Source organism: Limosilactobacillus reuteri subsp. porcinus (genome assembly GCF_036621895.1).
In the GTDB taxonomy this organism is placed as follows: domain Bacteria; phylum Bacillota; class Bacilli; order Lactobacillales; family Lactobacillaceae; genus Limosilactobacillus; species Limosilactobacillus reuteri_J.
Genome location: NZ_LN887470.1, coordinates 1 through 12,305 on the forward strand (window position 1 = coordinate 1; position 12,305 = coordinate 12,305).

13 protein-coding genes are annotated in these 12,305 nt (G+C 40.0%); 11 read left to right on the forward strand and 2 right to left on the reverse strand.

Translation table 11 applies throughout. From position 1 onward, the window contains the following. Nucleotides 1-14: 14 nt before the first annotated feature. Nucleotides 15-974, reverse strand: a complete 960-nt coding sequence (locus AACL61_RS08235; RefSeq protein WP_339111229.1) for a DNA-methyltransferase — start codon at nt 972-974, stop codon at nt 15-17. 277 nt (nt 975-1,251) lie between these two features. Between AACL61_RS08235 and trpS the strand changes: the two genes are divergently transcribed. The 5 genes from trpS to AACL61_RS08260 all read left to right on the forward strand — a co-directional run bounded on the left by trpS (nt 1,252) and on the right by AACL61_RS08260 (nt 6,270). Further along, the gene (gene trpS, locus AACL61_RS08240) at nt 1,252-2,274 is read left to right on the forward strand and encodes a tryptophan--tRNA ligase (protein WP_085680114.1); all 1,023 of its coding nucleotides are present in this window, start codon (nt 1,252-1,254) and stop codon (nt 2,272-2,274) included. A 143-nt stretch (nt 2,275-2,417) separates the two neighbouring features. Continuing rightward, entirely contained in the window at nt 2,418-3,359 is a 942-nt protein-coding gene (locus tag AACL61_RS08245) for a Ppx/GppA family phosphatase (RefSeq protein WP_085680112.1), read from the forward strand. Then, nucleotides 3,352-4,614, forward strand: coding sequence for a hydroxymethylglutaryl-CoA reductase, degradative (locus AACL61_RS08250; protein ID WP_339111230.1), 1,263 nt, complete (start codon nt 3,352-3,354; stop codon nt 4,612-4,614). Before AACL61_RS08245 ends, AACL61_RS08250 begins: the two co-directional genes overlap by 8 nt. Next, nucleotides 4,607-5,566 carry an IpaB/EvcA family protein gene (locus AACL61_RS08255; RefSeq protein ID WP_102816197.1) on the forward strand — a complete coding sequence of 320 codons (960 nt, stop codon included), beginning with the start codon at nt 4,607-4,609 and terminating at the stop codon, nt 5,564-5,566. The genes AACL61_RS08250 and AACL61_RS08255 overlap by 8 nt, the downstream gene beginning before the upstream one ends. Nucleotides 5,567-5,571: 5 nt before the next feature. Beyond that, a complete protein-coding gene (locus tag AACL61_RS08260) occupies nt 5,572-6,270 on the forward strand; it encodes an NAD-dependent protein deacylase (RefSeq protein WP_098046860.1) in 699 nt (232 codons plus the stop codon). 54 nt (nt 6,271-6,324) lie between these two features. Here the strand turns inward: AACL61_RS08260 and AACL61_RS08265 are convergent, their stop codons facing one another. Continuing rightward, entirely contained in the window at nt 6,325-6,450 is a 126-nt protein-coding gene (locus AACL61_RS08265) for a hypothetical protein (protein ID WP_003671317.1), read from the reverse strand. 267 nt (nt 6,451-6,717) lie between these two features. Between AACL61_RS08265 and AACL61_RS08270 the strand changes: the two genes are divergently transcribed. The 6 genes from AACL61_RS08270 to AACL61_RS08295 all read left to right on the forward strand — a co-directional run bounded on the left by AACL61_RS08270 (nt 6,718) and on the right by AACL61_RS08295 (nt 12,264). Continuing rightward, complete coding sequence (locus AACL61_RS08270; protein ID WP_339111231.1) at nt 6,718-7,566, forward strand: DUF72 domain-containing protein; 849 nt, start codon at nt 6,718-6,720, stop codon at nt 7,564-7,566. Between the two features lie 77 nt (nt 7,567-7,643). Beyond that, nucleotides 7,644-9,671: a methionine--tRNA ligase gene (metG, locus tag AACL61_RS08275; RefSeq protein WP_339111232.1), complete on the forward strand. Its 2,028-nt coding sequence runs from the start codon at nt 7,644-7,646 to the stop codon at nt 9,669-9,671. Then, a complete protein-coding gene (locus tag AACL61_RS08280; RefSeq protein WP_102816194.1) occupies nt 9,664-10,482 on the forward strand; it encodes a TatD family hydrolase in 819 nt (272 codons plus the stop codon). Before metG ends, AACL61_RS08280 begins: the two co-directional genes overlap by 8 nt. Next, the gene (gene rnmV, locus AACL61_RS08285) at nt 10,479-11,045 is read left to right on the forward strand and encodes a ribonuclease M5 (protein WP_152726882.1); all 567 of its coding nucleotides are present in this window, start codon (nt 10,479-10,481) and stop codon (nt 11,043-11,045) included. The genes AACL61_RS08280 and rnmV overlap by 4 nt, the downstream gene beginning before the upstream one ends. After that, the gene (gene rsmA / locus AACL61_RS08290) at nt 11,038-11,931 is read left to right on the forward strand and encodes a 16S rRNA (adenine(1518)-N(6)/adenine(1519)-N(6))-dimethyltransferase RsmA (RefSeq protein WP_339111233.1); all 894 of its coding nucleotides are present in this window, start codon (nt 11,038-11,040) and stop codon (nt 11,929-11,931) included. Before rnmV ends, rsmA begins: the two co-directional genes overlap by 8 nt. Nucleotides 11,932-12,021: 90 nt before the next feature. After that, the gene (locus AACL61_RS08295; protein WP_003665581.1) at nt 12,022-12,264 is read left to right on the forward strand and encodes a Veg family protein; all 243 of its coding nucleotides are present in this window, start codon (nt 12,022-12,024) and stop codon (nt 12,262-12,264) included. Nucleotides 12,265-12,305: the final 41 nt, after the last annotated feature.

Here is a 12,305-nt window from a genome sequence, read left to right on the forward strand (position 1 = left end):
TTCCCAGCCTCTTTTTATTTTTCACTTACCCTTTGTTGACGTTTAATCTTTCGTTGTACTGCTAAGGTATTACGCTCCCAGAAGACTCCATCAGTGTAGCCTTGGATGCTAGGATCATCTTTTATTTGATTAAGTCGGTACTGTCCCCATGCACAATATAGAAGACTTTGCTCGATTCCAAGATAACGGCGGTTAAGTTTAGCGGCAGTCACTAAACTCGAACCGGAACCAGCAAAAGGATCAAAAATGAAGTCATTAGGATTAGAACTGGCAAGGATAATTTTTGCCAGCAATTTCTCAGGCTTTTGCGTAGGGTGACCAGTATTTTCTGGCATTGACCAATACGGAATTGAAATGTCATCCCAAAAATTAGACGGCATTGTATCCCGAAAGTTACCATTTTTAGTAGCTTGCCAGTCTTTAGCTACCCCATCTTGACGATAAGGAGCTACCACCTGTCGTCGTTGCTTAACTTGGTCGACGTTAAAGGTGTAATCACTCGGGTTCGCGGTTAAGAACCAAATATCTTCCATCCCATTTTTCCAATTTTTCAGTGAACCCCGGCCCTTTTCTCGTTGCCAAGTAATCCGATTTTGAATTGTAAAATTTTTTTCGAGGATCGGCGCAAGTGCCATGCTGGTTGCCCAATCAGAAAAGACATAGATACTAGCATTTTCTTTTAATAATGGTTTTAAGAGGTCAATCCACTTTTGCGTGTAAGCTTGATATTGGCTTGTGGACATTTTTTTAAAGCTTAAACCATCATACTGTTTATTAAGGTTGTAAGGAGGGTCAATAAGGGCGAGATCAACCTGGTGTGGTGATAATTTAGTCATTACCTTGAAGGAATCCCCGTTGATAATCTTATTGGATATTGTCTGGAGATTATCAGTAGGCTGAATAATTTGGTTGAGGAGCTCAGGTGAAGCTTCCTCCAGCGTGAAATCGATTGTTTTATTTCTTTTTGAGCGCATATAGACCACTCCTGTTCGACGTTTAATATTATTATACTTGTCATATTCAGGATTGTCTTGCCTTTTTAGCAGGAGTTGGATTAAAATTAATTATATTAAGTAGCGCGAGCCTTAGCGAGGGGCGGTCGGTGAAAAGGTCCCCAAAGTGCGAAATGGTCACAACAAGATACACAATGAGCGGCAATAATGATTGCAATTTAGGTGGCACCGCGCGAAAAGCGTCCTATTTAGTTTATACGACTAAGTAGGGCGTTTTGTAATTTAGGAGGAATTTAAAATGGCAGAAGAAAAACACGTTATTTTAACTGGTGATAGACCAACTGGTAAGTTGCATATTGGACACTATGTAGGTTCGTTAAAGAATCGGGTTGAGTTACAAAATACAGGTAAATATGACACATTTATCATGATTGCTGACCAACAAGCATTGACCGATAATGCCCGGGATCCGGAAAAAATCCGCCGTAGTCTCCATGAAGTTGCTCTGGATTATTTGGCGGTTGGAATTGATCCAAAGGAATCAACAATTTTGGTTCAATCACAAATTCCAGCATTGAGTGAATTAACGATGCACTACCTTAACTTAGTAACTGTTGCACGTTTACGCCGAAACCCAACTGTTAAGACTGAGATTAAGCAAAAGAAGTTTGGTGAAAGTGTGCCAGCTGGATTCTTTACTTACCCGGTAAGCCAAGCAGCAGATATTACAGCATTTAAGGCTGATACAGTGCCAGTTGGTGATGACCAAGAACCAATGCTTGAACAAACTCGTGAAATTGTGCGGACGTTCAACCGGATTTACCAACAAGATATTTTAGTTGAGCCTGAAGGGGTATTCCCACCAAAGGGTCAAGGACGGATTCCAGGGCTAGATGGTAATGCAAAGATGAGTAAGTCACTTGGCAATGCAATTTATCTTTCTGATGATGCTGATACAGTGCAAAAGAAAGTAATGTCGATGTATACTGATCCAACACATATCAAGGTTAGTGATCCTGGTCACGTTGAAGGCAATACTGTCTTTACTTACCTTGACATCTTTGATCCAGACAAAGAGCAAGTTGCTAAATTGAAGGAGCAATACCAAGCTGGTGGCCTTGGGGATGTTAAGATTAAACGCTACTTAAATGAAGTTCTTGAAGCTGAACTTTCACCAATTCGCAAGCGGCGTGAAGAGTATGCAGCTAATATTGATTATGTTGATCAAGTTCTTAAAGAAGGCTCAGCACGGGCAAATGAGGTTGCAAACCAGACGCTTAAAGAAGTTCGTGATGCAATCGGGATTAACTACTTTGGCTAAAAATATAAACTAAAAAAGCGAGGCTGCTAGGAAAATAAGTTTTTACCTGAGCCCCGTTTTTTTTCGTGTCTCCCATAGCAGAACATGGTAACATAAAAGAGATGTATTTATACGAAAAATAATTAATTAAAGCGGAGGTGAAAATGGTGGAAAACCTCGCGATTGTAGACCTCGGCTCAAACTCGGCCCGAATGGCAATAACAGAAATTGCTCCAGATGGACGATTTCGTGAAATTCGACGTGTAAAAGAAAATACACGTTTATCTGAGGGAATGGGACGAGAAAAAATGTTACAAGAGAGTGCAATTGAACGCACAATTGCGGCTCTAAAACGATTTAAAAAAATCTACCAAGAGATTCCCAATATTAAAGTTCGTGCGATCACAACTGCTGCAGTTCGGCAAGCACGAAATCGTCAAGAGTTTTTGAATCGTGTTCAACAAGAAGTCGGTATTCATCTACAAGTTTTATCTGGTAAAAAAGAAGCCTATTATGATTATCTAGGCGTTGTTCGGACATTGCGACTTAACCACTGTTTGATTCTAGATGTTGGTGGAGCAAGTTGTGAATTGATATTGGTGCAACAGCGAAAAGCACGTAATTTGATTTCTATTCCGGTGGGAGCTGTTAATTTATCAGAACAATACCACTTAAATGGCTATGTTCGTTCGGCTGACCTTTTTCGTGCTCAGGTAGCCATGAATGAACGATTGACCAAGATTCCGTGGTTACGATATGCAACGCGTGTTCCGATTGTTTTATTAGGTGGTGCTAACCGGACTTTGGCGCGTATGACTCAATCCTATCATCACCATCACCGCCGAAACGGTTCGATTCATGGGTATCAACTCTCCTCACGAGTAGTATTTGCGACTTACCGTGAATTATTAAATCGGAACTTGGCCCAGCGTAAACGGCTGACTGGTCTAGAACCGGAACGAGCAGATATTATTATTGGTGGAATGCTGCCTCTTGTAACCCTTTTGCAACGCAACAGTGATGGCCGGGTTATTTTTTCAGAGAGTGGTGTCCGCGAAGGAATCATCACTGAATATGTAAATCAAAGGAAGCGACATCATGACTGATTGGCAACACGGTTTTTATAAGTTATCTGCCGATGATCGACGTCAACAATTAGCAAAAGCTCGTCACCTATCCCCTATGGAAGAGCAAGTATTAGCAAATACAAGTTCAGATTTAGGGGATGAGTTAGTCGAAAATTATATTACTGATTATTCTTTACCTGAAGGAGTAGCCTTAAATATAACCGTAAATAATCGTCCGTATGTTGTACCAATGGTGATTGAAGAACCATCAGTCATAGCCGCTGCTAGCAATGGTGCACACCGGGTAAGTAGGTCGGGAGGATTTACTGCTCCTCGGCAAGACCGACAATTAGTGGGGCAAGTTGTGTTAGATGATGTGATCGATAAAGCAGCAGTTAAAGCATGGTTATTAGAACACCAAGATGAGATTTTAACAATTGCTAACCAGGCTCATCCCTCAATGCAGGCACGAGGTGGGGGTGCGAAGTCGATGAAAGTTCGTACTCCTGGGAACTTTATTAGCATTGACCTGGAGATTGATGTTTGTCAGGCAATGGGCGCTAATAGTGTCAATACGATGGCAGAAGCGGTTGGAAAATGGTTAACAGACCAGGGCTTCCATGTTATTACCGCAATTTTAAGCAATCTTGCAACGCAGAGTCTGCAAACCGCTACTTGTAAAGTTGATTTTCGATACTTAGCAACTCCGGAGATGGATGGTAAAGAGGTTGCTCAACGAATTGCTCGTCTTAGTGATCTTGCACAAGTTGATCCTTATCGAGCAGCTACCCATAATAAAGGAATAATGAACGGGATCGATGCGGTCGTGATCGCCAGTGGAAATGACTGGCGGGCAATTGAAAGCGGGGCCCATGCCTATGCTGCTCGTGATGGACAATATCGAGGATTAAGTACTTGGGAAATTCAGGACGACTACTTGGTAGGAAAAATTGTTCTTCCTTTACCAGTTGGTGTAATTGGTGGTTCAATTGGATTAAATAAGATGACAAAGATAAACTATCATATTAGTCAAATTAAAAGCGCCGAAGAGTTAGCAGCAGTAACAGCAAGTGTCGGATTAGCACAAAATTTGGCTGCTTTGCGGGCATTGGCAACTACTGGGATTCAAGCTGGTCATATGAAACTCCAATATCGCTCATTAGCGGCAAGTGTCGGAGCTACGCCAGCAGAAGTACCGTTAGTGGTAGCTCAATTAAAGCAGCAATCACATGTTGACCAAGCACTTGCTAAAGAAATATTATCAACGATCAGAAAGGACCAAGTTAATGACTGAAGAGAGAATTACACTAAATAAAGAAAATCAAGCACTCCTTGATCAGGTTAACAGTCTATATCCTGAAGGTAGTGTCTTTGTTCAGTTTCATGGTGACAAGTCAGGATACGTTCGCCATGACCAAGCAACTCAACAAACTATTCCTGGTGCCTTGGTTATTATTGTGACTGACTTGACTGCCCCAAATTACACTGCTTCACATGAGTTATTGCACCTTTTGATGTTGCTAAAAGGGTTTCCACAAATCTTTTTCCAACTATCTCTTGGTGATAAGGAACTCGATGAACAGATGATGATTATGTCAACGGATTTGTATAATATTGCCATGCATCGAGTAGTGGTTGCAGAACAACGTAAGCATGGTTTTATTACCGATGAGATTGAAGAGCAGTATCTAAAGGGGATTGAACACACATTAACTCCGGAAAAAGAGGAAGATGATGAACGGACGTTAAGGTTATTAACCCTTTTGGATGCCTTAGTCTTTTATGGTGATCACATTTCAAAGTATGAAAAAACTTTGGCAGAAAAGTACCCTCTCGCACTAGCTGCAGCAAAAAAGATGTATGCTGAGATTACAAAGAAGCCAATTAAGTCACCATTCGATATGCGCCGGTCAATTGTTAAGATTTATTCTTTGTTTGATCAACAAATGCAGGAATGGGGCTTACCGGCCTTACATAATAATGAATATACAACTCTCTCACCGGTATTAAGTGCCCGGCAATTACGTTTAGAGATGCGTCAAGTTTTTGAAATCTATCACTCTGATATGAAAGAACGGGGGACAGATAAGCGCGCCTATGTTGGTCTTCGGCGGAGTGATGGTCAAAATTCGTTTACTCTTCCGGTACCGGCTCAAAATGCGCCAGAAGAATTTAAGAAGATATATGATCAACCAGTGAAGGAATTTCTTGAACAGAATAGCATTCCATACATTGTAAGGAAGTGAGTTAGATGGATGCGACGATTCAAAAAACATTTGACGACGCAAAAAATATTGTCTTTCTAACGGGAGCTGGTATCTCAACTGCTTCTGGTATTCCTGATTTTAGGTCAGCAAACGGTTTATATACGCAAAATCGGAATGCCGAATATTATTTAAGTCACCGTTATTTTGCTAGTGATCCAGAAGGCTTTTACGAATTTTGCAAGCAGAATTTATATTTTCCAGATGCAAAACCTAACGTAATTCATCAAAAACAGGCAGCGTTGACGCAACAGGATCGCGCGACAGTTATAACGCAAAATATTGATAACTTATATGAAGAAGCTGGAACAAAACACTTAATTGATTTTCATGGGAACCTCTTCCACGTTTATTGTGAAAAGTGTCATGAAACAGTTCCGGTGAGTGAATATTTGAATAGTCGCTTGCATCAAAAGGATAATGGTCCCTTGCGTCCGGATATTGTGTTATATGATGAAGGAATTAAGCAAGAGGATATTGTCAATTCTGTCAAGGCAATGCAACAAGCTGATTTAGTTGTGATTGTGGGTACTTCGATGAAAGTATACCCATTTGCGGGCTTGCTAGATTACCGCAATCCAAACGCAAAGGTGATTGCTGTTAATCAGCAGTTATTGCAATTTCCTTTTAACTTTCAAATGGTTCAAGACGACGCAACAAAATTCTTTGATGAATTAAAAGTATAAAAAAGAAGCTGCAGTTGTCTGAGGACAATTTCCAGCTTCTTTTTGCTCCAGTAGTTATTCAAAGAAAACGACCTTCCCATCAACTTTGAATGGGAGTGCTACTAAATGAGAACCCTTCTTTTTAGTAGTAGCCTTTTCTTGATAAAAAATGTGACGAATACCTTTGTTCTTTAGTAGCATTTCTGATCGCTCCTTTCATATTGTTCACTTGTAAAATAACATGTTTTGAACGTTTTCCCTAGAGAAATAACGAAGTATGAGAAACGCTTTCATTTTAATGGGTGAAAATGATGCATAATCCGTTCGCTTTTTACTACAAAAATGAATAAAAGCGATAAAAACAACGATTCAAGTCCTTGAAAAATGAATATAGATTTATTTTGTGGTGTATAAGAATTTGCTAAGTAATTTGATGAGGATTTTGGGGTACGAAAGAGAGGATTAAAGATGAAAATAACGATGGGGATGACAACTTGGACAGAGCATCCAGTACTCATTCATGATGAACAACGCCCAGTAAGGCTTGATGAGTATGCTCAACATTTTCCAGTCGTTGAGGTGGATACTTTTTTCTATGCTTTACCTCAGATAGCAACAATTCAAAACTGGCTTGCTACTGTTCCTCCAACTTTTCAGTTTATCGTTAAAGCTAACCAGAAAATGACACTGCATCAGCGAAACCAGGAACGTGGCGAATTAGAACAGGTCTTTCAACAATATCGCCGGACAATCTCCCCCTTGGTAGCTGCTGGTCAATTAAAGACGATATTATTTCAGCTTCCTCCATATTTTGATGCAACTGTGCGTGACTTTTCTTACTTACGATTAATTCGGGAATGGTTAGGAAACTTGCCAATTGCAGTCGAATTTCGTAATCAAACTTGGTATAAGAAAGAAATTTTACCGTCAGTCTTAGATTTCTGTTGTGAGCTCAACTTTACATTAGTAGCTGCTGATGAACCCCATAATACGCCGACGTCAGTACCATTTGTGCTTGCAACAACTAATCCCGACTTAGCCATGCTGCGCCTTCATGGCCGTAATCGCAAAGGATGGGAAAATCAAGGAAAAGAATGGCGGAAAACGCGGACTTTATATCGATATTCGACGGAAGAACTCCAATTCTTTAAAAAACAAATTGAGTCCTTGCAGCCGCAATCTAAAGAACTCTGTGTTATCTTCAACAATAACTCAGCTAAAGATGCAGCACCCAATGCATTGAGTCTTCAAAAAATGATGAATATTGAATTCGAGGGATTGGCACCCAAATCACCAGAACAGCTTGATCTGTTTTAGAATGGAGCAAGCCCTAATAAAATGCTATACTAAATGTTAAATCTTAATTAGTAATATCTTAGAAAGAGGGGCTTCATATGGCTGAACAAAAACCAACTTATTACATTACAACACCAATTTACTATCCATCTGGTAAACTCCATATTGGTAATTCATACACAACAATTGCATGTGATGCGGAAGCACGTTTTAAGCGTTTGATGGGTTATGACGTATTCTACTTAACAGGAACCGATGAACATGGCCTTAAGATTGAACAAAAGGCTGAAAAGCTCGGCATGAAGCCACAAGAATACGTTGATCAAATGGCTGCCCAAATTAAAGAGCTATGGAAAAAACTTGAAATTACAAATGACAAGTTTATTCGGACAACTGACGACTACCATGAAAAAGCTGTCCAAAAGATTTTTCAACAATTGCTTGACCAAGGGGATATTTACAAGGGTAAGTATACTGGTTGGTACTCAGTTGATGATGAAGAATACTTCACAGAAAGTCAGTTAGCAGAAGTTTACCGTGATGAAGACGGTAATGTGATCGGTGGAAAAGCGCCATCAGGTCATGAAGTTCAATTAGTTGAGGAAGAATCATACTTCTTTAAGATGAGCAAGTATGCTGACTGGTTAATGAACTACTATAAGGAACATCCTGATTTTATCGAACCGCAATCACGGATGAATGAAATGATTAATAACTTCTTAAAGCCAGGGCTAGAAGATCTTGCAGTTACGCGGACATCATTTACCTGGGGGGTTAAGGTTCCTAATGACCCTAAACACGTGGTATACGTATGGATTGATGCATTATCAAACTATATTACTGCGCTAGGATATGGCAGTGATGATGATAGCCTCTTCAAGAAGTACTGGCCTGCTGATGTTCACATGGTAGGAAAGGAAATTGTTCGTTTCCACACGATTTACTGGCCAATTATGCTTCATGTGCTTGGCTTACCATTGCCAAAACACGTTATTGGTCATGGATGGTTAACAATGCGTGATGGGAAGATGTCGAAGTCAAAGGGAAACGTTATCTATCCTGAAACCCTTGTTGATCGTTACGGCCTTGATGCTACACGTTACTACCTATTACGGGCAATGCCATTTGGTAATGATGGCGTCTTTAGTCCAGAAGACTTTGTTGATAAGGTAAACTATGACCTTGCTAACGATCTAGGAAACTTGCTCAATCGGACTGTTGCGATGATTAATAAGTATCAAAACGGCAAATTGCTTGGTACTAATGATGCAACTACTGATTTTGATGCTGATTTAGAACAAACTGCTAGTGATGTAATTGCTGAGTATAAAGAACTGATGGACAAAACACGGTTTGCTGAAGCATTGGCAGCTGTTTGGCAGTTGGTTAGTCGTGCTAACAAGTACATTGATGAAACTGAACCATGGGTATTAGCAAAAGATGATAGTAAGAAGGATGTATTATCAGATGTGATGACTCATCTAGCAAAGAGTTTACGGATTATTGCAGCCCTAATTCAACCAATTATGCCGCATGCACCAAAACAAATTGTTGAACAACTTGGAATTGAAGGGACTGACTTATCATTAACCGATCTTCAATTTAATGATTTCCCAGCAGAAGCTCAGGTTGTCGCCAAAGGAACTCCGATCTTCCCACGATTGGATGTGAAGGCCGAGGTTGAATTTATTAAGAGCAAGATGACAGCAAACGAAAAGAAGAAGGGAAGAAAGGCAATGGCTGAAGCAAAAGAAAAAGCCCAAGAAGCAGCACAAGAAGAAAAAGCAGATGGCAAAAAGCCAATTCGGATTGATGTTTTTGATAAAGTTGAATTAAAAGTGGCTCAAATCACTGCTGCCGACCATGTAGAAGGTGCTGATAAGCTTCTGAAATTCCACATGGATGATGGAACAGAAGAAGGTCGGCAAATTCTTTCTGGAATTGCTAAATGGTATCCAGATCCTTCTGTTTTAGTGGGTAAGAAAGTTTTGATTGTTGCTAACTTGAAACCACGGAAAATGCGGGGCGAATTAAGCCAAGGAATGCTTTTATCTGCTGAAAAAGACGGCAATGTTCAAGTGGTAACTGTTCCTGATAATTTAGTACCTGGAATGGGCGTTGAATAAAGTGAGTAATCATCGACACCAACAATTGGTTTATGATTCCCATACCCACCTAAATGACGATGTGTTTTATGATGATGTACCTGCCTTTATTAACCGTGCTGCTCATTATGGCGTGACGGAGATGAATATTGTTGGCTCAAACCAACTATTGAATACCCGTGCCTTAAAGTTGGGACACCAGTATGATAACCTGCATCCAATTATTGGTTGGCATCCAGAAGATATTGCTAATTGGAATAGTGAAACCAAGAAAGAGTTACGCCAACAATTAGCAGATCCCTTAGTTGTAGGAATTGGAGAGATTGGCTTAGATTATTATAATGACGAGCATTCTCCTCACCAGCAACAACAAGAAATTTTTGCTGAACAGCTTGAGTGGGCGCAAGAACTTAAATTACCGGTCTCAATTCACTGCCGGGATGCACTAGCTGACACGTATGAAATTTTGCGGAATGCCCACGTCGATGAATTTGGCGGGGTTATGCATAGTTTTAACGGGACGCCAGAATGGGCAGAGAAATTTATGGATCTCGGGATGATGATTTCATTTAGTGGTGTCGTAAGTTTCAAAAATGCGACAGAAGTCCATGAAGCAGCATTAGTTGTTCCCTTGGAAAAGATGATGGTTGAAACGGATGCTCCTTACCTAACTCCACTTCCATACCGAGGAAAGCAAAACGAACCCGGTTTTACTAAATTTACGGTGGATGCAATTGCAGATTTAAAGCAGGTTGATGCTGGTAAAGTGGCATATAAAACATTTACGAACGCCCGCCGCTTATTTTTGGAAAATGAAGAAAGAGGCCTATGATTAGAATAAAAGAAGTTATAGTTGTTGAAGGTAAAGATGATACTAAGCAAATTTTAAAAGCGGTTGATGCCGATACTTACGAAACAAATGGATCTGCAATTTCAACGGCTGACTTGGCAAAGTTGAAAAAGTTACAAGCAAGCCGAGGCCTAATTGTTTTTACTGATCCGGACTTTAACGGGGAGCGGATTAGAAAAATAATCAGTGAAGCCATTCCTGGCGTTAAGCATGCTTTTATTAAACGAAAAGATGGTGTGCCAACTGCGGCTCACGGTAGCTTAGGGGTTGAGCATGCAACGCCAGCAATTATAAAATCAGCTTTGGAGCACCTTTATACTCAAACAACGACACCTCAGCAAGTTTTTAAGCGAGAAGATTTGCAAAAATGGGGATTAACAGGTCAAGCAGATTCACGAAAACGGCGTGAAAAGTTAGGGCAATTACTCGGAATCGGTTATGGAAATGGGAAACAATTGATTCACCGTTTAAACATGTTTCAAGTTGATCGGGCAACATTTGAAAAAGCGATTAAGCAAATAAATCAGGAGGCAGATCATGAGTAATTCACCAGAAATTGGTAGTCGAACACGTACCCGCACGATAATGGAAAAGTACGGGATCCGAACAAAAAAGAGTTTCGGCCAGAATTTCCTTACTGATTTGAACGTTTTAAAAAATATCGTTGAGGCAGCAGATATTACAGCTAATGACAATGTAATTGAAATTGGTCCCGGAATTGGTGCTTTAACGGAGCAATTAGCACAAGCGGCGGGAGAAGTTTTAGCCTTAGAAATTGATCAAGATTTAATTCCGGTATTAAAAGAAGTATTATCACCATATGATAATGTAAAAGTGATTAATCAAGATGTCCTTCAAGCTAATTTACCAGAGTTAATCAAAAAGGAATTTAAGGATCCTAGTCGACCAATTAAGGTGGTTGCTAATCTCCCTTATTACATTACGAGTCCCATTCTAATGAATTTACTGGCTAGTCCTGTTGAGTGGGCGACGATTTGTGTAATGATGCAAAAGGAAGTTGCTCAACGACTCACGGCTAAACCAGGAACTAAACAATATGGTGCGTTGACATTAGCGATTGAATACCAAATGCAAGCTAAAATTGCTTTTGATGTTTCACGAAAAGTGTTTGTGCCGTCACCTAATGTTGATTCAGCAATTGTGGTATTAACGCCACGGACAAATCCGCTTCCAGTTCAGCCTTTTGATAAGCAAAAATTATTTGGCTTTATCCGGGGATGCTTTGCTCATCGTCGCAAGAGTCTTTGGAATAACTTGCAAAGTGTAATTGGTAAGGATCCAGCGGCAAAAGAGAAAATGACGGCCGTTTTAAACCAGCTGGATATTTCGCCGCAAATCCGTCCTGAGAAACTAACCCTCGAACAATTTATTGAACTTGCGAATGCTCTTCACCAGCAAAATCTCTTGTAAAAGATGGTTGACCGTTGTAAAACATTATGGTACAATTTTGCTTTTTGTGTAAAAAAAGAGTATGCTAGTCTACAGTGAGGTGAAGGAGTCGTGCCTAATAGCATTGTAGAAATTAAGAAGAAGCTAGATGAACGGATTGGCGAGCATGTTTTAGTAAAAGCGCAAGCTGGACGTAAACGTATTACCACCCATCACGGTATTTTAAGTAAGACTTATCCTGCAGTATTTGTTATTCATTTGAATGATGAACAGGGGACATTGGATCGGGTTTCCTATAGTTATACTGATTTGTTAACACGAAATATTTCAATTGCCTTCGATGAAGCAGAATAAACTGATAATTTAAAATTCATATTTCGCGGTTTGTAAAATTA